Origin of the sequence: Thermosynechococcus sp. B1 (assembly GCF_030322985.1) — a bacterium.
In the GTDB taxonomy this organism is placed as follows: Bacteria; Cyanobacteriota; Cyanobacteriia; order Thermosynechococcales; family Thermosynechococcaceae; genus Thermosynechococcus.
On record NZ_CP096573.1, the window covers coordinates 43,486 to 67,080 of the forward strand.

Annotated in this window: 22 protein-coding genes, 2 tRNA genes and 1 pseudogene; 11 read left to right on the forward strand and 14 right to left on the reverse strand. The window is 54.9% G+C overall.

What is annotated here, in order from left to right:
- The first annotated feature begins 118 nt into the window (after window positions 1-118).
- Window positions 119-1,456, forward strand: coding sequence for a MotA/TolQ/ExbB proton channel family protein (locus M0644_RS00205; protein WP_286626077.1), 1,338 nt, complete (start codon window positions 119-121; stop codon window positions 1,454-1,456).
- Window positions 1,457-1,459: 3 nt separating this feature from the next.
- Here M0644_RS00205 and M0644_RS00210 read toward each other — a convergent pair.
- The 4 genes and pseudogenes from M0644_RS00210 to M0644_RS00225 all read right to left on the reverse strand — a co-directional run.
- Window positions 1,460-1,767 (reverse strand): annotated as a pseudogene (locus M0644_RS00210) (ATP-binding cassette domain-containing protein); the annotation flags it as partial.
- A 212-nt stretch (window positions 1,768-1,979) separates the two neighbouring features.
- The gene (locus tag M0644_RS00215; protein ID WP_149817064.1) at window positions 1,980-2,324 is read right to left on the reverse strand and encodes a histidine triad nucleotide-binding protein; all 345 of its coding nucleotides are present in this window, start codon (window positions 2,322-2,324) and stop codon (window positions 1,980-1,982) included.
- 29 nt (window positions 2,325-2,353) lie between these two features.
- On the reverse strand, window positions 2,354-3,562 hold the full coding sequence (gene ispG / locus M0644_RS00220) for a (E)-4-hydroxy-3-methylbut-2-enyl-diphosphate synthase (protein WP_149817066.1): 1,209 nt from the start codon (window positions 3,560-3,562) through the stop codon (window positions 2,354-2,356).
- A gap of 121 nt (window positions 3,563-3,683) precedes the next feature.
- Window positions 3,684-4,049 carry a helix-turn-helix domain-containing protein gene (locus M0644_RS00225; protein WP_190278126.1) on the reverse strand — a complete coding sequence of 122 codons (366 nt, stop codon included), beginning with the start codon at window positions 4,047-4,049 and terminating at the stop codon, window positions 3,684-3,686.
- Window positions 4,050-4,213: 164 nt separating this feature from the next.
- Here M0644_RS00225 and M0644_RS00230 point away from each other — a divergent pair, with 164 nt between their 5' ends.
- The 5 genes from M0644_RS00230 to M0644_RS00250 all read left to right on the forward strand — a co-directional run bounded on the left by M0644_RS00230 (window position 4,214) and on the right by M0644_RS00250 (window position 8,069).
- Window positions 4,214-4,429 carry a helix-turn-helix domain-containing protein gene (locus M0644_RS00230; RefSeq protein ID WP_286626078.1) on the forward strand — a complete coding sequence of 72 codons (216 nt, stop codon included), beginning with the start codon at window positions 4,214-4,216 and terminating at the stop codon, window positions 4,427-4,429.
- Window positions 4,430-4,572: 143 nt separating this feature from the next.
- Window positions 4,573-5,622: a GGDEF domain-containing protein gene (locus M0644_RS00235; RefSeq protein WP_286626079.1), complete on the forward strand. Its 1,050-nt coding sequence runs from the start codon at window positions 4,573-4,575 to the stop codon at window positions 5,620-5,622.
- A gap of 27 nt (window positions 5,623-5,649) precedes the next feature.
- Complete coding sequence (locus M0644_RS00240; protein WP_225901602.1) at window positions 5,650-5,847, forward strand: hypothetical protein; 198 nt, start codon at window positions 5,650-5,652, stop codon at window positions 5,845-5,847.
- 15 nt (window positions 5,848-5,862) lie between these two features.
- On the forward strand, window positions 5,863-7,254 hold the full coding sequence (gene argH, locus M0644_RS00245; RefSeq protein ID WP_286626081.1) for an argininosuccinate lyase: 1,392 nt from the start codon (window positions 5,863-5,865) through the stop codon (window positions 7,252-7,254).
- A gap of 98 nt (window positions 7,255-7,352) precedes the next feature.
- Window positions 7,353-8,069 (forward strand): heme oxygenase (biliverdin-producing), encoded by a 717-nt coding sequence (locus M0644_RS00250; RefSeq protein ID WP_286626082.1) that lies wholly within the window; start codon window positions 7,353-7,355, stop codon window positions 8,067-8,069.
- A 1-nt stretch (window position 8,070) separates the two neighbouring features.
- On the opposite strand, the gene M0644_RS00255 is transcribed toward M0644_RS00250, so the two are convergent.
- The gene (locus tag M0644_RS00255) at window positions 8,071-9,393 is read right to left on the reverse strand and encodes a TldD/PmbA family protein (RefSeq protein ID WP_286626083.1); all 1,323 of its coding nucleotides are present in this window, start codon (window positions 9,391-9,393) and stop codon (window positions 8,071-8,073) included.
- A gap of 138 nt (window positions 9,394-9,531) precedes the next feature.
- On the opposite strand from M0644_RS00255, the gene M0644_RS00260 reads away from it, so the two are divergent.
- Entirely contained in the window at window positions 9,532-10,404 is an 873-nt protein-coding gene (locus M0644_RS00260) for an SDR family oxidoreductase (protein WP_286626084.1), read from the forward strand.
- Here the strand turns inward: M0644_RS00260 and M0644_RS00265 are convergent.
- Window positions 10,401-11,261 (reverse strand): peptidoglycan recognition family protein, encoded by an 861-nt coding sequence (locus tag M0644_RS00265; RefSeq protein ID WP_286626085.1) that lies wholly within the window; start codon window positions 11,259-11,261, stop codon window positions 10,401-10,403. The genes M0644_RS00260 and M0644_RS00265 overlap by 4 nt on opposite strands.
- A gap of 69 nt (window positions 11,262-11,330) precedes the next feature.
- On the opposite strand from M0644_RS00265, the gene aroF reads away from it, so the two are divergent.
- Together aroF and M0644_RS00275 are read left to right on the forward strand one after the other, a co-directional pair.
- Window positions 11,331-12,362 carry a 3-deoxy-7-phosphoheptulonate synthase gene (gene aroF / locus M0644_RS00270; RefSeq protein ID WP_286626086.1) on the forward strand — a complete coding sequence of 344 codons (1,032 nt, stop codon included), beginning with the start codon at window positions 11,331-11,333 and terminating at the stop codon, window positions 12,360-12,362.
- 9 nt (window positions 12,363-12,371) lie between these two features.
- Window positions 12,372-12,872 carry a GNAT family N-acetyltransferase gene (locus M0644_RS00275; protein ID WP_286626087.1) on the forward strand — a complete coding sequence of 167 codons (501 nt, stop codon included), beginning with the start codon at window positions 12,372-12,374 and terminating at the stop codon, window positions 12,870-12,872.
- On the opposite strand, the gene M0644_RS00280 is transcribed toward M0644_RS00275, so the two are convergent.
- Window positions 12,853-13,179, reverse strand: coding sequence for a hypothetical protein (locus M0644_RS00280; protein WP_286626088.1), 327 nt, complete (start codon window positions 13,177-13,179; stop codon window positions 12,853-12,855). The two genes, M0644_RS00275 and M0644_RS00280, sit on opposite strands and share 20 nt — an antisense overlap.
- 3 nt (window positions 13,180-13,182) lie before the next feature.
- Complete coding sequence (locus tag M0644_RS00285) at window positions 13,183-13,731, reverse strand: thioredoxin family protein (protein ID WP_149817090.1); 549 nt, start codon at window positions 13,729-13,731, stop codon at window positions 13,183-13,185.
- Between the two features lie 203 nt (window positions 13,732-13,934).
- Between M0644_RS00285 and M0644_RS00290 the strand changes: the two genes are divergently transcribed.
- A tRNA-Val gene (locus tag M0644_RS00290) sits at window positions 13,935-14,007 on the forward strand.
- A gap of 11 nt (window positions 14,008-14,018) precedes the next feature.
- On the opposite strand, the gene M0644_RS00295 is transcribed toward M0644_RS00290, so the two are convergent.
- Genes M0644_RS00295 through M0644_RS00310 form a run of 4 tightly spaced genes read right to left on the reverse strand, consistent with a single transcriptional unit; the run spans window position 14,019 to window position 16,408 of the window.
- A complete protein-coding gene (locus M0644_RS00295; RefSeq protein WP_149817092.1) occupies window positions 14,019-14,717 on the reverse strand; it encodes an OB-fold-containig protein in 699 nt (232 codons plus the stop codon).
- Window positions 14,718-14,721: 4 nt separating this feature from the next.
- Window positions 14,722-15,510, reverse strand: coding sequence for a TIGR03943 family putative permease subunit (locus M0644_RS00300; RefSeq protein WP_149817094.1), 789 nt, complete (start codon window positions 15,508-15,510; stop codon window positions 14,722-14,724).
- 33 nt (window positions 15,511-15,543) lie between these two features.
- Window positions 15,544-15,996: a diheme cytochrome c gene (locus M0644_RS00305; protein WP_226971977.1), complete on the reverse strand. Its 453-nt coding sequence runs from the start codon at window positions 15,994-15,996 to the stop codon at window positions 15,544-15,546.
- A gap of 37 nt (window positions 15,997-16,033) precedes the next feature.
- A complete protein-coding gene (locus tag M0644_RS00310) occupies window positions 16,034-16,408 on the reverse strand; it encodes a DUF4346 domain-containing protein (RefSeq protein WP_286626093.1) in 375 nt (124 codons plus the stop codon).
- Between the two features lie 119 nt (window positions 16,409-16,527).
- On the opposite strand from M0644_RS00310, the gene M0644_RS00315 reads away from it, so the two are divergent.
- Window positions 16,528-16,600, forward strand: a tRNA-Met gene (locus M0644_RS00315).
- A gap of 19 nt (window positions 16,601-16,619) precedes the next feature.
- On the opposite strand, the gene M0644_RS00320 is transcribed toward M0644_RS00315, so the two are convergent.
- On the reverse strand, window positions 16,620-19,289 hold the full coding sequence (locus tag M0644_RS00320) for an RNA helicase (protein WP_149817101.1): 2,670 nt from the start codon (window positions 19,287-19,289) through the stop codon (window positions 16,620-16,622).
- Complete coding sequence (locus M0644_RS00325) at window positions 19,286-23,578, reverse strand: response regulator (RefSeq protein WP_286626094.1); 4,293 nt, start codon at window positions 23,576-23,578, stop codon at window positions 19,286-19,288. Before M0644_RS00325 ends, M0644_RS00320 begins: the two co-directional genes overlap by 4 nt.
- Window positions 23,579-23,595 lie beyond the last annotated feature (17 nt).

Genomic DNA, 23,595 nt, shown 5'->3' on the forward strand with positions numbered 1-23,595 from the left:
ACCCTGTGGATTTCGGGGCTGGTTCATTCCCCGATCGGCAGCAGGGAGCAGCAGCAGTTGCCAAAATTTGAGGCGCCTTCACGATAGATTGAAAAATGTTTGCGCCCTGAGTATTGTCATGACAGCTTCTTCTTCCGTTTCGACAACAACTGCCCCTTCCCTAACACCGGTGGCGGTACCCCGCCGGGATCTGACTGTGCCGCTGTGGTTAGCGCTGGCGATCGCTGCCGTTGCTACGGTGATCCTTTACATTTTCTTTTTGCCCCTTCAGGGCACCTACCTTGGCCAACTGCTCCTCAATCGTGGCTGGACGCAACCCGTGGCTGTCTTTTTTGCGTGGACAGTTTTGGTGTTTACGATTTTGAAGGCGATCGCCCTCGTTCAACAAGCACCCAGCCTGCGGCAAATCTGGATTCCCGCCAACTACCCCTTCACCTCGATGCGGGATATTTTGCAACTGCAGCAAACCCTTGCCCAACGGCGGACGCTGCTGCCCAATCGCTGTGCCCGTGTTTTAGGCGCCTTTCTCAGCAGTGGCCGGCGAGAGATTGCCGTTGAAGCCGCCGCAGAAGAGAGTGGTAGTGCCGCAGCCGCCACCGATGCCTCCTATACAATTCCCCGTGTCCTCGTGTGGGCGATTCCCCTGCTGGGCTTTATTGGTACGGTTGTGGGCATTAGCCAAGCGGTCAGTGGCTTTTCCAGCTTTTTGGAGACGGCTCAGGACGTGAACCAAATCAAGGAGGGGATTGGCGGTGTAACGACGGGGCTAGCAGTGGCCTTTGATACGACCCTCGTGGCCTTAGTGCTGAGTGTGCTGGTGATGATTCCGATGGTGATCGTTGAACGCTGGGAGAATAAGCTGCTGCTGCAAATTGACACCTACATTAACGATCAACTGCTGCCCCGCCTCCCCGTTACGCATACGTCCGCAGGGGTGGATCGCGACACTCTCCAAGAAGTGATTCAGGAAACAATTCGCACGGAGCTGCCCACGCAGGAACGGCTGCAACAACTCTTGGACAACTTAAATCAACTGGCCCGTGCCGTGGTCAGGGATCGGCAGCAATTTGTGGCCACACTGGAGGAGCGCCAGCAACAGTCCATTGAGCAGTTTGAGCGCCTCGTGACCCAGATTCAGCACAGCCAAGGGGAACTACTGGCGCACGTCAATCGGGAACAGACCGCCATTGCCCAAGAACTGCGGCAACAGAGTCAGTACATTGCTCAACTCTTGGCTGAGAGCGATCGCACCCTGCAACAGCGGTTACAACTGTTAGAAACCCTCAACCAAGCCCTGCAAGCCCTCGCCGATACGGGTAATCTGCAACTGCTCCTCGATAGCCTCAACCACACGCTGGGGAATCTGCAACCGGTGCTACGGCAACTGGCACAACCTCGACGGGTAACGCTAGTGGAGCAGCCGAGTTCCTTGGAGGGGGGCGATCGCCCGATTTAGAGGTTAGACCGCGAGGAACCGCTGAATCACCTCTTGACTGAGATCACGGGTGGGGCCAGAGGCAACAATGCCCCCTTTTGCATGGCATAGTACCAGTCTGCCTCACGGACAAAGTGGAGGTGCTGCTCCACTAGGAGGACAGAAATGCCTCGGACGGCAATAATGCGACGAACTGCCGCCTCAATCTCAAAGATAATCGAGGGTTGAATTCCCTCGGTGGGTTCATCCAATAGGAGAAGCTTGGGTTCGCCCATTAGGGCGCGGGCGATCGCCAACTGTTGCTGCTGCCCGCCGCTGAGATCTCCGCCCATGGGGTGGAACCTGAGCCATACACCAAAAATTTCGGTCGTCCGAGTCCAAATTGTTGAGCAGTGGGGGCTTGCTGTCTCGTAATAAGCAATAATCCCCCATAGGTTCAGAGGACGTTATTGGCGCAAACTGTATCCTAGGCTACAAGGTTTCAGCGATCGCTCCCCACGGCTAATTACCTTTTGTAAAAAAGTGTATTGACTGCTACGCAACTTCAACCCGGTGGCCACTGCATGGCTCGCCCGCCCAACAGGTGCAGGTGCAGATGATAGACGGTTTGACCGCCATCGGGGCCATTGTTAATGACAATCCGATAGCCATTGGTTAAACCCTCTGCCTCAGCAATGCGTTTCGCCGTCAGCAGCAGGTGCCCCAGCACACGGTGATCTTCCGGTTCTGCCAAGCTGAGTTGGGGAATCGGCTTTTTGGGGATGACCAGAATATGCACGGGGGCTTGGGGGTTGATGTCACGAAAGGCCAGACACAGCTCATCCTCGTGAACAATATCCGCTGGAATCTCGCGGCGAATGATGCGGCTAAAAATGGTTTCCGTGGTCATGGTTTCACTCCTCACACATGTCTAATGGTTTAGGGATCCACCCAGCGGCCATCGGCTTTGATTAATTCCACAAGGGCAGCCACCCCTTCAGATTCCGGCACCTTTTTCACTTCCTCACGACCGCGATAGAGCGAGATATAGCCGGGTTGTTTGCCCACATAGCCATAGTCGGCGTCGGCCATTTCTCCCGGTCCATTGACAATGCAGCCCATAACGGCAATGTTGAGACCCGTCAAGTGTTTGGTGGCTTCGCGGACTTTGTGCAGCACTTCCTCAAGGTTAAAGAGCGTGCGCCCACAGGAGGGACAGGCCACATACTCCACCATGGTTCGCCGCAGACCCAAGGCTTGTAAAATGCCGTAGCAGACAGGAATTTCTTTTTCGGGGGCTTCGGTGAGGGAGACACGAATCGTATCGCCAATACCTTCGGCAAGGAGGGTGGCAATGCCAGCAGTGGATTTGATGCGGCCATACTCGCCATCGCCGGCTTCAGTGACTCCCAAGTGGAGGGGGTAGTCCATGCCCAGTTCGTCCATGCGCTTGACCATAAGGCGGTTGGCGGCAATCATCACGGGTACCCGTGAGGCCTTGAGGGAAATTTCAAGATTGTAGAAATTCAAAGACTCGCAGATGCGGATAAATTCTAGAGCCGATTCCACCATGCCTTCTGGGGTGTCCCCATACGTAAAGAGCATCCGCTCAGCAAGAGAACCGTGATTGACGCCAATGCGCATGGATTTGCCCTGATCCCGCAGCGAGATCACCAGTGGCTCAAGGGTTTCGCGAATTTTGGCACCAATTTCCTCAAACTCGGCTTGGGTGTATTCAGTGCGATCGGGCTTGGGTTTCTCAAAGACGTATAGCCCCGGATTGATGCGTACATTGTCCACATACTTGGCGACTTCGAGGGCAATTTTCATGCCGTTGTGGTGGACATCGGCAACCAAGGGCACAGGTTTGTAGGTTTTGTAGAGGCGATCGCGAATCTCTTCCATGGCTTTAGCATGGGCAAGGCTAGGCACTGTCACCCGCACAATTTCACAGCCAATTTCATGGAGACGACGAATGGCGGCTACTGAGCCTTCAATATCTAGCGTGTCTTCATTGATCATCGATTGCACCGCCACAGGATGACCGCCCCCAATGATGACAGAGCCAACGGGCACAGGACGGGTTTTGCGACGGACAATGGCGGTTTCTGTCGGAGTAGCTTGAACAGGACTCGGCAGCGTTTGCATAGGATGTAAGTGGCCAAATTGCGCAACTTCTCCCTTTCAGGATGCCATAGAAGCGGCAAGCTGCGGCAGGCGATCGCCCCCCAAGAGATTTGCTATAATTCTTTTGGAACCTAAAAAATACTCAAATGTCCCCTTCATTGTTAGCGGCAGCCTTTAACAACCCTAGCGCTGTTTCTAGCACCCGAACTGCTGTCGCCGGAGGCAAGTGACGCAATTTGGCAAGAATCTCAGTCACCAGTTGTTCTTCTTCGCGGTTGGTGACATCCGTTTGGTTGAGGTAGGCGATAAAACTTTCTAAATCCTCAAAGCCAAAAACACGACACAACTTTAATAGATTTTCAGTATTTGGAAATGAGGCCATATTTTCCCATTTTTGCAAGCAGGTATAGGAGATTCCCAGCTCGGCGGCAAAGGCACGTTGACTGCGTATCCCCCGTTTTTGGCGTAGCAGCCTAGAGAGTTGTTTTCGAGAGAGTGGACTAACCATGCGGAACCTAAATAGACCCTTGGAAAGGGCACTGCGTCTTTCAATAACTTTACATGTCAACCTCATCAATGAATACCCCCACTACCTTGTCAAAAGTTGTCGCTTGACAACCTTATTGCCCGCAATTAACATTGAATTGTTGGGCACAGATTGATAACAGCACTATGCATCCTGAGGACATTAAGGCAGAATTGCGAAAACGGGGCTGGAATGGCGCCAAAATTGGCCAAAAGCTAGGGGTTTCCCGTCACTGTGTATCGGCAGTGATTCGTGGCCGCTCCCGCTCGGCAATGATTGAGAAGGAAATAGCAACGATTCTTGAAAAGCCTCTTTACGTTGTTTTCCCTGATTACTATAGTTGTCAATCGCCTCCTGATTAATTTTTTTCTATTTAGCAACTATCTTTAGTATAGTCTGATAATTAAAAAAATTTTATTTTGGCAATCAATCTTCACCTAGCCAGTGTGTTCCTGAAATACTGCTTCGTGGCGTAAACGTTATCTTTCACTTTTGAGGAAATTTGATGTCAGAAATAAGGGGCACACTTGTTGAATATATCCGCCTCTTTCCTGAGCCGATCGCGATCGTGAATAGTAGCGGTGAAATTCTAGCAATCAACGATGGTGCCTCGCTCTTTTGGCAACAGGATGCAGAAGCCTTAATTGGTAAATCCCTCGCAGCGCTGCTGCAACAATCGCCGGAGCAGGTAGAGGCATGGTTAAAGCTCTGTCAAAGCAATGCCCAGATGTTGGCTGCCCATTTTCCAATTCCCAACCCTGAAGCGGATCAGTGGGTTATTGAAGGCATTGGCGTCAATCTGGATGATGAACCTGCGATTTTGACGCGGATTGTTCCTAGCTTTTGCCACAATCAGCAGTTACTCGCTGCCCAGTTGCAACAACTACAGGCCGAACTGGCTCAGCAAATCGTCCTTGTGAGGGAATTGCAACAATGCCAACAAGCCCTAGAGCAAGAAAAACAGCATTTACAGATCCTTGCAGAACGGGATCCCTTAACGGGGTTAGGTAATCGTCGTTTTCTGGATGCAGCGTTGAATCGTCTTTGGCAGGAGGCACAAGTCCAAAGCCATGCCTTGACACTAGCGTTAATTGATGTTGATGATTTCAAGGCCTATAACGATCGTTGGGGTCACTTGGCGGGCGATCGCGCCCTGCAACAGGTGGCTCAAACCCTTAAGGCCCATCTGCGCTCCAACGATATCATTGCTCGCTACGGCGGTGAGGAGTTTGCCCTTGTGCTCTCCCATGTTTCTGCTGATACGGCTCTACACATTGTTGAACGGGTGCTCCATCATGTCCGGGAACTGAAAATCCCCCAAGGGGAGAGGGCGCACCATCCCTACATAACCGTCAGTGCTGGGTTATGCTTTGTTCCTGCCAAGGCAAGTGAGGGCACCTTAACGGAGATTTTTGCCATTGCTGATGCCGCCCTTTATCAGGCCAAGCAACAGGGGCGCGATCGCTGTATTCTGCTTGAGTGGTCACAAAATGTGTCTTCTAATTCTCAGTGCTGCGATACTGGTTGGCGATCGCCCCCGCCTCCGCTAGGATAAACTTGAGTTGCGTTTCCGCCAATGGCTATGAATACTGCACCGAACTACTTTATTGCCAGCCAAATGACGATTGAGCCGCAAATTATCGTGGCACAAAAATTCAAAGACACGTTGGGGGAAGACGTTTCTAAGGCGTGGGCAAACTTTGTCGATTCGGGTCAACTGTGGGCACTGATCATTGGTCTGGCCATTGGCTGGATCTTTGGCAAGCTCCTGAATTTTTAGCCCTGAGAATCGCCTGTGACTGCCCAACCTCAGCCTTGGAGCCAGCGCTTTGAACAAGCCCTCCACCCGGCGATCGCCCGCTTTAATGCCAGTATTGGTTTTGACATTCGCCTCATTGAATACGACCTCACCGGCTCCCAGGCCCATGCCCGCATGCTGGCAAAAACGGGGATTATTTCCCCTGAGGAAGCAGAAACACTGATTCAAGGCCTAGAGCAAATTCGCCAAGAATATCGAGATGGCCAGTTTACCCCCGGTATTGAAGCGGAGGATGTGCACTTTGCCGTTGAACGCCGCCTCACAGAACTGGTGGGGGAGGTGGGTAAGAAACTGCATACGGCGCGATCGCGCAACGATCAGGTGGGCACCGATATTCGCCTTTACCTGCGCTCAGAAATTGACCATATTCTTCGACAACTGCGACAGTGGCAGCGCACACTTCTGGATCTCGCAGAGTCCCACATTGAAACCTTGATTCCCGGCTACACTCACCTGCAACGGGCACAACCCCTGAGCTTGGCTCACCATCTGCTGGCCTATGTGGAAATGGCCGAGCGCGACAGCGAGCGACTGCGGCAAATTCGTGAGCGGGTGAATGTCTCTCCCTTAGGAGCTGGGGCACTGGCGGGCACAACGTTTCCCATCGATCGCCACTACACAGCAGCATTGTTGGGTTTTCGCGAACCCTATCGCAATAGCCTCGATGCCGTCAGCGATCGCGATTTTGCCATTGAATTTCTCTGTGCCGCTAGCTTGATCATGGTGCATCTATCGCGGCTCTCGGAGGAGATTATTCTGTGGGCCTCTGAGGAATTTGCCTTTGTCAAGCTCACCGACACCTGTGCCACGGGTTCTAGCATCATGCCCCAAAAGAAAAATCCCGATGTGCCGGAGCTGGTGCGGGGCAAAACAGGACGGGTGTTTGGCCATTTGCAAGCCCTCTTGGTGATTATGAAGGGGCTGCCCTTGGCCTACAACAAAGACTTGCAAGAGGATAAAGAGGCGCTTTTTGATGCTGTGGATACCGTCCGTGCCTGCCTAGAGGCAATGACGATCCTGATGGCGGAGGGGGTGGTGTTTCAACCGCAACGCTTGGCGGCGGCGGTGGAGAGTGATTTTGCCAATGCCACGGATGTCGCCGATTACTTGGCCAGTAAGGGGGTGCCCTTCCGTGAGGCCTATAACTTGGTGGGGCAGGTGGTGAAAACCTGTCTTGCTCAAGGGAAATTCCTCAAAGACCTCAGCCTTGAAGAATGGCAAGCCCTACACCCCGCCTTTGCAGCGGATATTTATGAACGCATTGCACCGCGACAGGTGGTGGCTGCCCGCAATAGCTATGGGGGCACAGGGTTTGATCAGGTGCGCCAAGCCCTTGCTGCTGCCCGCGATCGCCTTAATGATTTTTAATGAAAAATGGTGTCATTTGCCCTTAGCCTGAGAAATAGACTGTACTTACGGTCGCTTTTAGAAACAAAACGTTGCAAATTTTTAAGAAGGATCTCGTGATGACGACGTCTCTAGCGACGAAATTGCGCGAAGGCACCAAAAAAGCTCACACCATGGCCGAGAACGTTGGCTTTGTGCGTTGCTTCCTCAAAGGCACCGTGGAAAAAAGCTCCTACCGCAAACTCGTTGCCAGCCTCTATCACGTTTACAGTGCTATGGAACAGGAGATGGAACGGCTCAAGGACCATCCCATTGTGGGCAAGATTTACTTTCCGGAGCTGAACCGCAAAAACAGCCTTGAGCGAGATCTCACCTACTACTTTGGTTCCAATTGGCGGGAAGAAATTACCCCCTCGCCCGCGACTCAAGCCTATGTTGCCCGCATCCACGAAGTGGCCAATACTGCCCCCGAACTGTTGGTGGCGCACTCCTACACCCGTTACCTTGGCGATCTTTCCGGCGGCCAAATCCTCAAGGGGATTGCTGAGCGTGCCATGAATCTCCAAGATGGCGAAGGTACGGCGTTTTATCGCTTTGAGGCCATTAGTGACGAAAAGGCCTTTAAGCAACTCTATCGCCAACGCTTGGATGAGCTGGCCGTAGATGAAGCAACGGCGCAGCAGATTGTGGATGAGGCCAATGCCGCCTTTGGGATGAATATGAAGATCTTCCAAGAACTGGAGGGCAACCTCATCAGAGCCATTGGCCAGTTGCTCTTTAATACCCTCACCCGTCGCAAACAGCGCGGCAGCACCGAGTTGGCCACTGCCGAGTAGCCTAGAGCGTAAAGTTAAAGGCCTTGACCAGCATCCCCGGCACAGTCATACCCCCAAGGGAACGACGTTCATAGGTGTCGGTGTTGGCAACCCAAACGGGGGTGTCCGTCAGGGCTTCGAGGTTGTCTCCCCAAAACTCATAGAGACTGTCATCAAAGCGCAGGTCTGTAATGGGTGCAACAATTTTGCCCTGCTCTACCCAAAAGCAGGCATAGCGGGTCATGCCGGTCATGCGGCCATTGGGGCGATCGCTCCAGTTGAGGTAGTGTAAATTGCCCACATAGAGACCCGTATCGAGGGCAGCCAGCACCTCCTGCTCTGGTAGCGTGCCCGGCAAGAGGAGGGGCGATCGCAGGGTTTCTTGGCGGTTGGCACCATTGGCCACGAGGTTGTATTCTTGAGCGGTGCGCCGACTAATGAGTAACGTTTGCAATTTCCCGCGATCAATCAAAGACAAGCAAGGGGGCGCAATATCGCCATCGGCATTAAAGCGGGGCACCGTTCCTGTGGTAAAGTCCTCCTGCAAACTAAAGAGGGGAGAGAGGGTTGCCCCTTCCCGTAATTTGGCGAGGGCACTGCCGCCTTGACGATAGGCCGCCTCACTGACTGCTCCCCAAGAGAGCATGCCCACCAGTTCAGCCACCGCTGCTGGGGCAAAGTAGGTGCGATAGCGTCCCGCTGCTAACTGACGGGGAGGCTGTTCTAATCGTGCTAGTTGCTGGCGATCGCCCTCAATTTGGGCTTGATAAGTGGCAGTGTCCCAATGGGTACTGGCGTAGCTATTTTTCACCGCCTTACCCGCCGCCGTAAAGAGGGAGTAGTCCAAGCAAAAGGTTTCTGTGGCAAACCAGTGTTCCTGTCCAGCGGAGTTAAAGCTGCCACGCGCGATCGTGCCGCCACTGTAAATGCCGACAAAATCAAGGCCCTGGACAGGTGTCAGAATCGTTTCTACGACGGCCTCAGGATCAGGTAAGCGACCAAGGTAGGTATCCTGAATGGAACCGGTATCCGTTGGTGGCACAAGGTAAGGATCCAGAGGAAGTTGCACGGTTTCGGAACGCAATTGCGCCAAGTGATCTAGGGCAGCCGCTAGATCTGCCGTTCCCGTATAGGGAAAAGAGGTGCTAGCCGTCCGTTGCTGCGATTGCAACCGCAGGGTCACCACCGTATCTTCTACCGTGCCAATTTGCCGCACCCGCGCCCGATTGAAGCGGATAAACTGGCTGGATTCACTGGCAATTTCAACGAAAAGCGCCTCTGTCGGTTTCAGGGCAGCAAACAGCTCATGGCTCAGGTGCTGAGCAGCAGAAAAGTCAAGGGTCATGCGGTGCAGAGTTGTTGTGAAGATTCTCAAGGGTATTCCTTAGGTTAGCGCATTCCCCCCTGCATATCCTTCAAGAGTCTTGCATTGTAGCTCTCCCTAGGGCACGCTGAGACAAGAATCCCTTAATAGTTCCGCTTCATGTATCTGGTCACGGGTGCCACAGGACAATTGGGTTTGCGGGTGGTGCGCCGCTGTATCACGTTGGGGCTACCCGTACGAGCCTTTGTGCGCCTAACGAGCCAATACGATCTCCTCAAGGAATGGGGTGCCGAGATTTTCATTGGCGATCTGCAACAGCCCCGCGATATTCAGGCTGCCATGGCGGGCGTGGAGGCGGTGATTTGCTGCCATGGTAGTCAGTTACTCAGCCGTGCCATTCAGGCCATTGATTACCGTGCCACGTTGGATGTGATTCAGGCGGCTCAGGAACAGGGGGTGCGCCACGTAACCTTGATTTCTCCTTTGGCGGTGACGGGCGATCGCCAGCAGTCCCCCTTTCTCAAGGCCAAGTACGAAGTCGAGCAGGTGCTCATCAGCAGTGGCCTCAACTACACCATTTTTCGCTGTCCCACCCTTATGTCTAGTTTGCTGCCCCTTGCGGAGCGCTTTCAGCAGACGGGGGTTTACATTGTCCTTGGAGATCCCCAGCACCGCCTGCAACTGCTCAGTCCCGAGGATTTAGCCCGCTGTATTCTCATGGCTAGTCAAGCCAGCCAACCGGCCATTTTTAGCTTGGCACATCCAGAGGTCTTAACCCGCCAAGAGATTGCCGATCGCCTTGGTCGCTTTTTCAATAAACGCCCCTTTGTCATGACGGTTCCCCTAGGCGTGATTGACGGCGCTCGTCAGTTTTTGGGAGTGATGAATCGGGATCTTGAGGCCAGTCTGGGAACGCTGCGGACGCTGTTGGCCTATGAAAGTCTCTGTCCTGCCAGTGAAATTGCCCGTGCCCAAACCTATTTCCAACTTTCCTTTGAATCCCTAGAGACATTCTTGGATCGCTACTTCTAGCTGGGGATATCCCCACAGGGGCGATCGCGATAGGCCTGCCAATAGCGATTAAACGTTGCCCAGTCAAAACTACGCGGATCCATGCGCTCCCCAGAGCGATCCACCGCCGCATGGGTGGTTACCCGTTGGAGATCAATGCCGGTTTGGGACACTAGCCAAGCCAAGGCGCGGTATTGGGCATCGGTATAGCCTGCGTGCTGGGGACGATCGTGGCGACCTTGGGGCGGTGTTTCCAAGGAAAAGTGGAGGGCAAAATTGTTCACCGAAGGGGCAAGGCGAGGATTGGTCTGCACCGTTTCCCTGCCAAAGACAGAGTTGCCCGCGCCATAAGCACGCTTTGACCAAGGCACTAAGTGCAGCAGCCACCCCTGCAGGGTGATCAATTCATGGTAGCTGGCTTGATCTTCATCGCGGGGATGGGGGGTTTGGAAAAAGTTGAGGGTGGCTTGGGCGGAGGCCACGGTTTCATGGAGAACAATCAGGGGCGGGTAGGTCACCACTTGACCCCGAATATCGGTACGGTAGCGATCGCCAAAATTTGTGGGGTGGGCCGGCACACGGTACCAAGGGGGGGCGACTGGACACTGTTGGTGAGCTTGGCGCACTTGGGCAAAGAGCCGTTCATACTCAGCGCCGTCACTGCGTTGCAGGGGCAAACGGCTATCCTGTGGCGGGGGTTGGGGCGGTTCAGGTGGCCGATCAAACTGGGGGTCATCAATGGACAGCGCTTGGCTGAGATCTAGGGGGGGATCGCTAGCGGGCATTGATCCGATGATGGCGCTCCAGAGGGACAACACCACCACGGTGGCGATCGCTAGGGAAATAAGAAACCGCCCGCCTTGGGAAGGACGCAGCATAGGCACAAACGAACCAATTTGGCACAATACAATCAAACCCTAAGCCGAAAATTTGGGATCAGCAAGTCGATGATTATTGTTCTAAAAAGTGGCACCCCCGGTGAAGAAATTGAACGGGTCAGTAGTGAGATGCGCACTTGGGGACTCACCCCCGAAAAAATTGTGGGCAAGCACAAGGTAGTTATCGGCCTTGTCGGCGAAACTGCGGAACTCGATCCCCTGCGGATTCAGGAAATTAGCCCTTGGATTGAGCATGTGCTGCGGGTTGAGCAGCCCTTCAAGCGAGCCAGTCGCGAGTATCGCCACGGTGAACCCAGTGAAGTGGTGGTGCCAACGCCCAACGGCGAAGTTATTTTCGGCGAAGGTCATGATGTGGTGGTGGTGGCAGGGCCTTGCTCCGTTGAAAATGAAGCGATGATCCTTGAAACAGCGCAGCGGGTGAAAGCGGCGGGTGCCAAGTTTCTCCGCGGTGGCGCCTATAAACCCCGTACCTCCCCCTATGCCTTCCAAGGCCATGGTGAAAGTGCCCTTGATCTGTTGGCAGCAGCAAAAGAAAAAACGGGCTTGGGCATCATTACCGAAGTCATGGACGCAGCGGATCTAGACAAAATTGCCGAAGTAGCCGATGTGCTGCAAATTGGTGCCCGTAATATGCAAAACTTTTCGCTTCTCAAGCGGGTGGGTGCCCAGCCCAAACCTGTGCTCCTGAAACGGGGGATGTCTGCCACCATCGAGGAATGGCTGATGGCGGCGGAGTACATTTTGGCGGCAGGGAACCCCAATGTGATTCTCTGTGAACGGGGCATTCGCACCTTTGACCGTGAATATACCCGCAATACCTTGGATTTAGCAGCGATTCCGGTGCTGCGCAAGCTCACCCATCTGCCGATTATGATTGACCCCAGTCATGGCACCGGCTGGGCAGAATTTGTTCCGCCGATGGCCAAAGCCGCCGTGGCCGCGGGCGCCGATGCCCTGATGATTGAAGTGCACCCCAACCCAGCAAAAGCCCTCTCCGATGGTGCCCAATCCCTCACGCCCGATCAGTTTGATGAGTTGATGCAGGCCCTGCAACGTCCCCTTGTGAGTCTCAGTCGATAGGCTGCCGAGATGACCGATATGCTGGTCAAGCTCTACGAGCTAGCGGTGGATTGGCCCGCCGTCATGGCGCATCAGCAGCAGGGAATTCACTACCGCCAGCCTTTGGGGTCAGAAGTAGACTGGATTGTCCAGTGGGTGGGCGATCGCTTTAGTGCCGGTTGGCGCAGTGAAGTGGCTCTTGCCTTGAGCCAGAGACCGCCCCGCGGACTGATTGCAGTTGAAAATGGCGAACTTCTAGGCTTTGCCTGCTATGATGCAGCCGCCCTAGGACTCTTTGGGCCAATGGCTGTGGCCGAACCCCATCGCGGGCGGGGGATTGGTCGCCTGCTGTTGCAGTTAACCTTGGCTCAGATGCAGGCAGCGGGCTATGCCTATGCCGTGATTGGCTGGGTTTCCTCAGAAGACTTTTATGCGAAGACCGTTGGTGCCATGCCGATTTCCAATTCGCGGCCCGGACTTTGGCAAACGGCCTTGAACCTTAGGCAGGGGTCTAACCCGTCAGGGTCTTAACCAAGATGCCAAGAACAAACCCCAAACCGGCAAAGCGCACAAACTGCCAAAAGTTTTCTTGAGCCAGAATGTCCTGCCAGCGTTCCCGTGCCGCCTCCCCCAGATGAAAAAGCAGTGTGAGGCCAAACTCCGCCTCTAGTTGCCGCAGTTCCTGTTGCAGGCGATCGCGCTCTTGATCTAGGGCAGCCTGATTACGTCCTTTTAACCGTGCTTGGGTGGCTTTGATCTGCTCATACTCACGGTAAAGCTCTGCCATCCGTGTTTGCGTCTCTTCATAAACCTGACGCACCTCATCTTGGGGTTCCACAACCTAGCCCCCATGACTGCGGGGATCATCACTGCGTTGGCGGGCGAGGGAACTCGTGAGTTGGGACATTTCACCCGTCAGTTGACCGTAGGGCAAGGGGAGGTTATTGCTGAGGGCTTCAAGATTTTTGGCCATCACTTCCTTGGGTTGGAGGCCGATCGCCACTGCTTGGGGTTCCAATTGCCGATTCAGAAAGACAAAATGGGGAATGCCATCCACATTAAATTGCTCAATTTCCGGTAGCCACTTAGTGTTGTCCACATTCAGCATGACGAAGTTCAGGCGATCGCGATATTGCGCCTTTAATTCCCCCAAATCCTTGGCCATCGAACGACAGGTGCTACACCAGTTGGCGTAAAACTCCAAAAGTGTCGGCTTGCCATTGACTTGAGCCTCCTCCCAAGGGGTGGCTTGGCGGGCTTGCTCGGCGAGGGTGAGGGGTTGATTGCTACTGCGCAGACCCGCCAATAGGGCAAGACTAATGAGAATGGCGACAACAGCAATCACAAAATTCCGTAACCGTTGACCACTGGCTGCCGTTGCTGCTCCCATAGGGCATTCCTTGCACGTCTCAACACGTTGATCCTAGCGGATTTTCTTCGCAAGAGTTGACCCATGTTGACGTACAGCGCTTTTCATGGAGATTGAACGGGCTTGAAAGGTTCAAACTTCTGTAGCACAAGCTCCTATCCGCTTTGTGTACCGTTATTTTATAAATGGGCTATACCTTTGCTATGATAGATATTCTGGAACTTGGGCGGTTAACTCAGTTGGTAGAGTATCTCGTTTACACCGAGGCTGTCGGGGGTTCGAGTCCCTCACCGCCCATCAAGGATTCCCTAAGACTCTTCGCTATCTTTAATCTGAGATTGCCGCTGCTGGCGTAACCATGTGGCTTCATCCAAGCTGTCTTTGGCCACGACGATGTACTCATTCTCTTGGCGATCGATAATTAAAATCTCCTGACCATGCTGGGGGGTGACCGTTGCCCAAGGGGGGAGCACTGCCGGCAGAATCAGCCGATTGCGATTGGCATCCAAAACACTCACTTGGCCAATACCAGTACCACTGCGGGGAATATGGGCAGAACTGACGTGGCCACTGCACCCCAGCAGGCGATCGCGACTGGTATCTTCACTAAACTGCGCAAAAATTTGCCCCAAAGGCCGTGAACACAGCCCCCCAATTGTTAGCGCCAACAGCAGTGCCGCGATCGCAATCACCCCAGACCACACCACCCCCGGCCAACTGCCACTCAGGGTGTAAAAGAGAACATTAAAAAACCAGCCCAGCACGCCCAAAAGGCTAAAGTCTAAGGCGAGCAAGAGAATGAGGGGCGCTCTCCCCACCCCCAACCAATGCAAAATTGTCAGAAATGAGATGCCCTCCTCTAGATCGACCTCCACTTCCAAGGGATCGGCATCTCCCTCTAGGTCGACCTCTTCAGCGCCCACATCGCCAAGGATCACCGTCAAAAAGAGCAAGACCCCCATGCCCAAGACAATCCAGTAGGGAGTGTGAATCAAGTGAAACAGCATTGCCTTAGTACATAAAGGGATTTTCAGGCTCAGGAATCGGCGTTATCGTCTCAGCAACCAATACCAATTGGCGGCGGTCGTTGAGGGTTTCTGTGGTCATCCGACCTTCAACGCGAAACCACTGATCCTGGGGATAGGCTTGGCGCGATCGCCCCAATTTCACGGGCAGTCCCACAGGATAGGCATCCGCTGCACAACAGGTAATGACAAAACGGGTGAGCGTGAGATAAGTCTCTGGCAGTTGGGGACTATGGACCGCAAATCCCTCAACGCGAGCGGGCAACCCCCTATAGGCATCGGGTTCGGGATAGACATCAAGGGTGCGAATCCAGTCAATGAGCGTGCGCTCCTCAGGCCGTTGATTGAGGCGAAAGGCCACTGGACTATTGCGGGTCACTGTCAAGCCATCCTCGAGACCGCGATGAATGGCGGTGGCACTATTGAAAGGACGAGGCGTAATCACCAACCCCACCACTGCCGCAACAATCAGAATACTGAGCGTCCAACGAGCCGGTAAGAGCGCAACATGCTGCACAGGTGTCACTCGCCCCCGCCACAACCGCCACCCTTGCCAACCACTCACAGTAACTAAAAGAAACCCAGCGGCGATCGCCAGTCCAAAGTAGTTGGGGTGAATCAGTAACCCCAGTCGCCCCTGCAACCAATATCGGAGAAACAACATTCCCCAGAGGAGGAGTGCCACAACCGTCCACCACTCTTGCTGTAGCCAGCGACGGCGCATCATCATGCGTTGGACACGCGGAGAATAGCGATTGGAGGCGCTAGAAAACATGGGGCGGTGGAAAATTCGCCATCCCTAAACATTCTAGGGGGAATCCTGCCACTGCGGACTTAGCTCACGAAAGTTAAAGAGGGTGGCCTTGGGATGACACTGGGCACAACCATCGAGGGTGACGGGCTGCGGCACCGCAACACGGGGATGGAGGATACGAAAGAAGGGCGATCGCCCGACGCGAAAGGGAATTTGGGCATCGTTGGGCAGGGGTCGAGAATAGGTGCGCAAATAGTTCCACAGGGGAACCAACTCTGGACGGGGAATGGGTTCGAGGGTTGCGCCGTAGTGATTGGTATCTTGAATCAGTACCTGCCATGCCTGAGTGGGCAATGTTTCCGGGGGGACTGCGAGATGACAACTGCCACAGCGCCGTAGATAGATTTGCGCTCCCAACTGGGCATTCAAGGGCAAAACATCGACGGTACCGCTCAAGTCTGGGGTGGCGATCGCTGCTAAGGCTGTACCCACTAGGGCACAGAGCATCAAAAGAACTGCCCCTACCCCCCAGCGCCAGTGTTGTCTAATCTTGGATATACTCAAGCCCTTCATCCAAACAAAACTGTGCCCGCATCAATTCACGACCGAGATAGGCCGCATGGTCAAACATCGTCACCAGTTGGCGATCCTTTTCAAAGAGTTCAATACACAACTCCTTGGCTGTTCGACCGCTGAGTACTAGATCGGGTTCCCGCGTTACTTTCCCTTTGGTGGGAATGGGTTCCCCCGTATCGGGATCCACCGCTAAGCCCTTCTCATTGATGTCATTGGGATAGTGTTTCATCCAGATCAGTTCTTGCTCAGGGTCAATGTAGATAATGAAATACCCTGCCGGATCGAGATGAATAAATCGCTGCGATAGCTTGTTGTCAAGCGCCGTGCGTTCTGCTTTGCTCAACGCCTATCTTTCCTCTAATGGATCCACCCTTTATTGTACGGCGAACTCGACTGGAATCTGCGGGCGGAGCCTTGAGTTTTGGGACATTCGCGTTATAATGAGAATTATGCAAAAATTTCGGCTCAGTAGCTCAGTGGTTAGAGCAGGGGACTCATAAGCCCAAGGTCGCAGGTTCAAATCCCGCCTGAGCCACTCCCTATGACGATTCAAACTATACGGTTGCTGCCTCTAGCTCGACTTCTTCTAGCAAGTCATTCACGGGGAAGCGATCGAGGAGGTAGCGTGCCTGCTGGGCGCTTTGGCGTAGTTGGGGACTGGTGTGGGGCGCATGGGGAATCTGGGAAAGAAAATCGAGGGTGCGCCGCAGCAATCGCACAATATCGCCGGCATCGAGATTGGTTTCAGTGCACAATTCATTCCACGGCGTGCCCAAGGCCCACTGCTCTACCAAGCCAATGAGATCCCACTCGTACCAGAGGGGAAAGATGATGTGATGGCGACGCTGCACCTGAAACAGCCGACGGCGAATGGGGCTGAGGGCGGCCAAGCGTTCTTCCACCTCACTGGCAATGGGGTAGTTGCACCAACAGTCGGAACGGGGGGTTTCAGTCACTAGAGCTGCGATCGCTGCCGCCAAGAGATGGGGGGGCAAGTCATCGAATTCGCCAGAGGCTAAGGCTAGGGCCAACCACAGTTCATTTTCGCCCCGCAGGGCAGCGGCCATTTCCCCAAGGGGGGTGGGGGTTAGGTCGTTGAGGCCACCAAAGTCCTGCAGGGCAGCAATGAGGGCAAGAAATTGCTCCCAGTGGCGTTGGGACTGTTGCTGGAGCTTGTGCTGGCGATCGCGCAGTTCCGTTTGTAGCCGTTCTTCGCGACGAACTAAGCGCAGCAGCGAATGGACATTTTGCGGCAGACTGGCTTGGAGTTGCGTGAGTTTGGCCTCAAGGTCAGCGATTTTAGCAGCTTGGGCAGCCACTTCTGGCGCGGCTAAGACAGGTGGCAGATCCGGGAGGGTACCGAGGTAGTGATTCGCCTCATTGCAGGGATAACTTTCCCCTAGACGCAGTTTCATTGCCTCTGGGGGCGGGGGGAGATTGCTACAGGGGGGGCGATCGGGATAGACAGCCAAAATATCATCAATGTCAACGACCCGAAAGCGACCATCGGCCGCAAGACACAGCCAGTGGGGCAACTGCCCGGAACCAGCAACGGGCTGACAGAGGATGGCGGCTAAGGGGGGATGATCCCGCAGGGGGGATTTGATATGGAGCCATGTCCCCGGCGGCACTGCCATCATAAAGGGGAGGAGTTCTTGGGCACGTTCCTGCTCCGCCTGCTGTTCGAGGATTTTCAGGAGGCGTTGATCCTGCCGCAGCCGTTCCCGCAGCTTCTGATACTGTGCTAGTTGCTGCCGATCAATGCCTGTGAGGCGTTGTTGCACGGTTTGCAATTCCGTTTCCAGTTGGGCGATCGCCTGCCGCTGCGGGGTCAGTTGCAATGTGGCCAAATACTGCCCAAAACTGCACTCCACCAATTCCCGCGCTTCTTCGAGGGTGTGGCGTTGGAGCAGGTTCAAGACCATGCCATAGCTGGGGGTAAATTGGCTAATGAGGGGATCGGGGGCGGCGGTGGCCAAAAATGCCGCTTCATGGGCGCCCTCAAAGGGGGTTTGCAAGGTGACCACATGACCCACGGTATCCATGCCGCGGCGGCCGGCTCGTCCTGCCATTTGCAAAAATTCAGAGGCTGTCAAGAGCCGATGACCGCTGTCGGTGCGCTTCGAGAGGGTGGAAATGACGGTGGTGCGCGCAGGCATATTGATCCCTGCGGCCAGCGTTTCCGTAGCAAAGACGAGTTTGATTAGGCCTTCTTGAAAGAGGGTTTCCACAAGGGTTTTCACCACGGGTAGCACCCCGGCATGGTGAGCGGCAATCCCTTGGTAGAGGGGGGCAATCATTTCCGGGGCAACAATGTCCTGATGTTGTGCCAAAAAGGCCTCGACCCGCGCCGCTAGTGCTTGCTGTTCTGCCTTGGTGAGGAGATTCATGCCCAGGACCTCTTGAACCGCTTGGTCACAGCCGCGCCGGCTAAAGATAAAGTAAATGGCCGGCAGCATCTCCCGCTGTTGCAGTTGGCTGACCACGTAGCGGATGTTCAAAAAGTCCCGCTTGCCGCCGCGTCGCCGCAGTTCGGGCTGGCCGTGGAGCTTCGGGTTGAGGCGTTTGCGTTGGCCGTCCAAGAGGGGGAAGAGTCCCTTGCCATTGCAAAAGTAAAAGTGCAGCGGTATCGGTCGCCAGTCGGAGTAGATCAGTTCAGCATCCCCATGGACGGATTGAATCCAGTCGGTGAGTTGCTCGCCGTTGGCGATCGTGGCGGAGAGGGCCACCAGTTGAATTTCCTTGGGGCAGTAGATGATCGATTCTTCCCAAACGGTGCCCCGCTGGCGATCGTTCATGTAGTGGCATTCATCGAGCACCACCACTTCAACCCCCGCAAGGGAGGTACCCACTTCGCCAATGGGGGTGCCGTAGAGCATATTGCGGAAAATTTCCGTCGTCATCACCAGAATCGGGGCATCGCGGTTAATCGAGACATCCCCGGTCAAGAGGCCGACCTGCTCCGCGCCAAACTGCTGCTGAAAGTCACGCCACTTCTGGTTTGAGAGTGCCTTGAGGGGGGTGGTGTAAAAAACCCGCTGCTGCCGCGTCAGGGCGCGATGAATTGCATACTCACCAATGAGGGTTTTACCTGACCCCGTAGGAGCACAGACCACCACAGAGCGACCGGCATCAAGGGCAGCGATCGCCGCTTCTTGAAAGGCATCCAGTTCAAAGGGGAGTTGGGCAAGGAAGTCTGCTAGGGCCGGCGATCGCTCACTCATGGGGTAGGTGTCGGCTCCTGCTGCACCAGAACTTCACCCCTGAGGAGCCGTGCCGCCGCATCCAGTAATTGCTCCTCGAGATAGGGCTTCGTAAAGTAGCCCCGTGCCCCCAGTTGTGCGGCCATCTTGCGGTGGCGATCGGCGCCCCGTGAGGTCAGCATGGCGATCGGCAGATGGTTGAGTTTGGGATCCTTTTGAATGCGGGAGAGCAACTCCAAGCCATCCATGCGTGGCATCTCAATGTCACAGAAGACCAAGTCACAGGGCAAGCCCGAGCGCAGTTTTTCCCACGCATCTTGACCATCCCGTGCCTGCTCGACGCGGTAGCCTGCCCGCGTAAAGGTCATTGAGAGCAACTCCCGCACCGTAATCGAGTCGTCGATAATCAGCACCAAGGGTTCGGAGGCTTCCTCGGGTTCCGCAACATCCATGGTGTGACCAAAGCCACGCCAGTCGCGATCCATGCGTCCTAGGGACAGGTCAATAATTTCCAGCACGTCGGCGATCGCCATCGCGCGACCATCCCCTTGAACTGTGACTCCCGCTACCCCCACCGGCTTCGGCACCGGTCCAGACAACTGCTTAATCACGATTTCCTGTTCGCCGATGACCTGATCCACCTCCATGGCCACGAGATCATCGCCGCTGCGCAGCACAACAATTGAGACCATGCCATCGTCTTGACTGCTCCCGCCATAGACATTGCTGCGGCTAATATTGCGGCTGTACTTGAGCAAGTCCCCAAGTTTACGCACCGGCAGCAGGCGATCGTGCCACGAGAGGACACGCTGACCATCTTCTAGATTTTGGATGCGCTCTTGGGGAATATCCAGCATATCCTCCACACCGTCAATGGGGAAGGCAATGCGGCAGTGGTTATCAATGCAGCAGAGGGCTTTGGTAATACTCAGCGTCAGCGGCAAGCGGATCGTAAAGGTGGTGCCTTTGCCCACCGTAGAGTCAATGTTAATCGTGCCGCGAATGTCCTCCAGATTTTTGCGCACCACATCCATCCCCACACCGCGACCGGCAAGGGCATCGGCTTGATCTTTGGTGCTAAATCCCGACTGGAAGAGGAAGGCATAGACCTCTTGGCGCGATAGGTTGGGGGCATCCGCCTCCTTCAGGAGACCCTTCTCGATCGCCTTGCGTTTTACCCGTTCTGGGTCAATCCCCGCCCCATCGTCACTGACGGAGATAATCGCTTGACTTCCCTGATAGAACGCCCGCACGCGAATCAAGCCTTTTTCAGGTTTGCCCAATCGCCGCCGCTCTTCGGGGGGTTCAATACCGTGATAGACGGCGTTATTAATCAGGTGGGTCATCGGGTCAAAGAGCTTTTCGAGGATGCCCTTGTCAATGAGGGTATCTTCCCCTTCAATCTTCAGTTCCACCTGTTTGCCAATGGTACTGGCAACGCGGCGCACGGCACCCGGCAAGCGGACAGACATTTCACGGAAGGGCACCATTCGGGAGCGGCTCAACCCCTCTTGAACTTGGGTAGTGACTTGACGAAACTGCCGTGCCACCTGCTCCACTTCATCAACGACATATTGGATGTCATCGGCGGCCTCCCGCACCCGCACAATTCGCTCAATCACCTCCTGCGAGAGGGTGTGGAAGCCGGTAAAGCGATCCATTTCCAAGGCATCAAACTCGACCCCTGTGGCGTGGGTTCCCCGTTCCCCTTGGCCATTGGCTGCCCGTGCTGTCGTGACGCCCAACAGTGAACTCTCAAGGAGCGATCGCTCGTAGAGGTCTTGCATTTGTTGGCTGACATCCCCCAGTTGTTGGACTTGGTAGAGCAAGTTATCAAGAAACTGCCGCAGGCGTTCTTGGGTGTCTTCGAGGCTATTGCGGTTGACCACCAACTCCCCAACGAGGTTACTCAAGGTATCGAGGTGGCGTACAGGTACCCGCATGGTTTGCTCCACCAAGGAGCCACCTTTTGGCCCTGCCCCGGCTCGGCGAGGGGTGGCCGCCTTCGCACTACTCCCTGCGGGTTGGGGAATTAATTTCTCTAAATCGGCAAAACTATCATCAGCGGTGGCAGGGGCTGGGGTGGGTTGCCCCAAGAGTTGCTCGAGATCCTCAAAGGCCGCTGTAGGTGGTGCCGCCGTCTCTAAAAGCTGATCCAATTCATTGAATGTGGCAGCCTCGGCTGGAGTTGTACTCGTTGCACTTTGCTCAATCAACCCCTCCAATTCCTCTAGGACGCTTTCGGGGCTAGCAGGCACAGTGGCATCATTCACCAGTGCTTCCAGTTCTGCCATGCTGGCTGCTTCAGGGGAGAGGATAGAGTCCTCCACCAACCTTTCAGGTTCCGTCATGCCCGCAGCTTCAGGAGAGGCGAGAGATTCCTCGGCCAGGGCTTCAGATTCAGCAACGGTCGCAGCCTCAGGAGAGGTTAGGGAGGCTTCCATGAGGGATTCTAGCTCGGCAAGGCTAGCAGTTTCAGGAGCGGGTACAATCTCCTCCACTAGTGCTTCGGGTTCAGCAATATTTGCCGCTGTGACTTCAGGCATACTTGGCTCAGCGATCGCCGTCGCCTCGGATGGCGTTTCTGCCCAAGGATCATCAGGGCTTGGCGGGGCAATAAATTCCGCGAGGGCTTCTTCCGCCGCATTATCTACGACCAAGTTTTCTAGGGCATCGTTGAGACCCGGCACCTCTTCGAGGAACTCAGCCACATCCTCAGCAACATCACTGAGAGCAGGGATCTCAAAGTCCTCTTCTAGGGGAAGCAGATCGGGAGCCTCAGTGGTTTCCACCTCACCCAAAAAGTCTTCTAGGGAAGCAACTGCCTCATCAAGAGCGGCCATCTCTGAGGGGGCTTCCTCGGTGAATTGTTCAAGGAATGCATCCAGACCAAGTTCGACGGGTTCTGCGGCTGCACTCTCCTCAAGAGGACGGTCAAGTGTCAAGGGCGCCTCAAGGGCCTCAGCCATACTTTCGGCGATCGCTGGCGGCGTGAGGTCATCGAGGGATGCTTCCTCCACCTCCGCAGAGACCAGCTCACCCGAGAGTTCTTCAATTTCATCGAGGATGGCATCAAGGCTGGGTTCTGCCTCAGGCAACTCCTCAGCAGCGGTCATGTTCAAAAAGTCGGAAATCTCCTCATCAAAGGCCGCTTCATCCCCCAGCCCTAAACTGGCCAAATCCTCCTCAAGGGTGTCCTCCAGCCAGTCCGTCGGCAGCGCTGTGGCATCACTAAAGATGTCACTCAATTCTTGGAAATCAGTCCCACTCTCCTCGCCAAAAACAGTGACACCATCGCCACCGCTGCTCATTGGCTCCATTGGCTCGGAAATCTCTTCTTCGGGCACCCTCACCTCTAGCGGAGCAACCTCAGAGGCCATTTCAAGGGGTTGCAGTGGTTCCTCAAGGGTGACGGGAGCTGATTCTAAGACCGCAGGCTCTGGCGCTTCTGGAACAACAGCCGGCGCTTCCTCAATCACAGGGGGCTGAAGCGCCACTAAACTGTCACTGGGACGAATCGCACTGCCTTGACCATTGAGCACCAAGTCGCGAGCCGCCATAATCTCTTTAATCACCACGGGTGCCAAGGCCGTGAGGGGCTGAGCTGTGTTACTCACCGCCTGTTGGGCGATCGCCAGCAATTCAACCCACTGGGGCAGCGCAAAGGTTTCCCCCAATTGACCCAAATTAGAACAGGCCGCCGCCAATTCTTGCCGCACTTGGGGCGAATCGGGCTGCTTAAAGAGTTGTAACATTGCCCGCAGGCGATCGGGCACCTCCGTTTGAAAGACTAAGCGGTAGCTGGAATCAACAACGGGTTGTACCGGCGGCTTAACGGGTTCGGCCACAGGGGGAGAAGGCGCAGCTACAGGGGGCGCCACCTCTGCTCCTTGGGTCAGGTGGCTCAAGTGGGCTTGCAGTTGATTGAAGACTGGCTCCACCCGATTCAGCGTTGCCGTTGCTGTCTCCTCCGTCAAACCAAAGGGGCCTTGCAATTCATCGAGGAGTTCCCGCAGCGCATCAAAGGCTTGCAAAAAGAGTTGCTCTAGGGTTTCATCTACCGTTACGGGGTGTTCCCGCAGAATTTTGAAGTAGTCCTCCAGCTTGTGGGCGGTGTGTTGAATGCTATGGAGTCCGAGCATAGCCGCTCCCCCTTTGACGGAGTGGGCTGCCCGAAACATTTCACTCATCGCCTCGGGGTCATTGACCACCTGCTGGAGATTCATCAAACTGTCTTCAATGGTGGTCAGGTGTTCCTGCGCCTCCTCAATGAAGTAGCCAAGAATGCGCTTTTGTTGATCGCTTTGCATAGCCCCCTCCCGGATTG

What these genes read in the sequence shown, in the direction of transcription:
- M0644_RS00205 (WP_286626077.1), top strand. Translation starts at nt 119, where the DNA reads ATGACAGCTTCTTCTTCCGTTTCGACAACAACTGCCCCTTCCCTAACA.
- M0644_RS00215 (WP_149817064.1), bottom strand. Translation starts at nt 2,324, where the DNA reads ATGACCACGGAAACCATTTTTAGCCGCATCATTCGCCGCGAGATTCCA.
- ispG (WP_149817066.1), bottom strand. Translation starts at nt 3,562, where the DNA reads ATGCAAACGCTGCCGAGTCCTGTTCAAGCTACTCCGACAGAAACCGCC.
- M0644_RS00225 (WP_190278126.1), bottom strand. Translation starts at nt 4,049, where the DNA reads ATGGTTAGTCCACTCTCTCGAAAACAACTCTCTAGGCTGCTACGCCAA.
- M0644_RS00230 (WP_286626078.1), top strand. Translation starts at nt 4,214, where the DNA reads ATGCATCCTGAGGACATTAAGGCAGAATTGCGAAAACGGGGCTGGAAT.
- M0644_RS00235 (WP_286626079.1), top strand. Translation starts at nt 4,573, where the DNA reads ATGTCAGAAATAAGGGGCACACTTGTTGAATATATCCGCCTCTTTCCT.
- M0644_RS00240 (WP_225901602.1), top strand. Translation starts at nt 5,650, where the DNA reads ATGAATACTGCACCGAACTACTTTATTGCCAGCCAAATGACGATTGAG.
- M0644_RS00250 (WP_286626082.1), top strand. Translation starts at nt 7,353, where the DNA reads ATGACGACGTCTCTAGCGACGAAATTGCGCGAAGGCACCAAAAAAGCT.
- M0644_RS00255 (WP_286626083.1), bottom strand. Translation starts at nt 9,393, where the DNA reads ATGACCCTTGACTTTTCTGCTGCTCAGCACCTGAGCCATGAGCTGTTT.
- M0644_RS00260 (WP_286626084.1), top strand. Translation starts at nt 9,532, where the DNA reads ATGTATCTGGTCACGGGTGCCACAGGACAATTGGGTTTGCGGGTGGTG.
- M0644_RS00265 (WP_286626085.1), bottom strand. Translation starts at nt 11,261, where the DNA reads ATGCTGCGTCCTTCCCAAGGCGGGCGGTTTCTTATTTCCCTAGCGATC.
- aroF (WP_286626086.1), top strand. Translation starts at nt 11,331, where the DNA reads ATGATTATTGTTCTAAAAAGTGGCACCCCCGGTGAAGAAATTGAACGG.
- M0644_RS00275 (WP_286626087.1), top strand. Translation starts at nt 12,372, where the DNA reads ATGACCGATATGCTGGTCAAGCTCTACGAGCTAGCGGTGGATTGGCCC.
- M0644_RS00285 (WP_149817090.1), bottom strand. Translation starts at nt 13,731, where the DNA reads ATGGGAGCAGCAACGGCAGCCAGTGGTCAACGGTTACGGAATTTTGTG.
- M0644_RS00295 (WP_149817092.1), bottom strand. Translation starts at nt 14,717, where the DNA reads ATGCTGTTTCACTTGATTCACACTCCCTACTGGATTGTCTTGGGCATG.
- M0644_RS00300 (WP_149817094.1), bottom strand. Translation starts at nt 15,510, where the DNA reads ATGTTTTCTAGCGCCTCCAATCGCTATTCTCCGCGTGTCCAACGCATG.
- M0644_RS00305 (WP_226971977.1), bottom strand. Translation starts at nt 15,996, where the DNA reads ATGCTCTGTGCCCTAGTGGGTACAGCCTTAGCAGCGATCGCCACCCCA.
- M0644_RS00320 (WP_149817101.1), bottom strand. Translation starts at nt 19,289, where the DNA reads ATGAGTGAGCGATCGCCGGCCCTAGCAGACTTCCTTGCCCAACTCCCC.
- M0644_RS00325 (WP_286626094.1), bottom strand. Translation starts at nt 23,578, where the DNA reads ATGCAAAGCGATCAACAAAAGCGCATTCTTGGCTACTTCATTGAGGAG.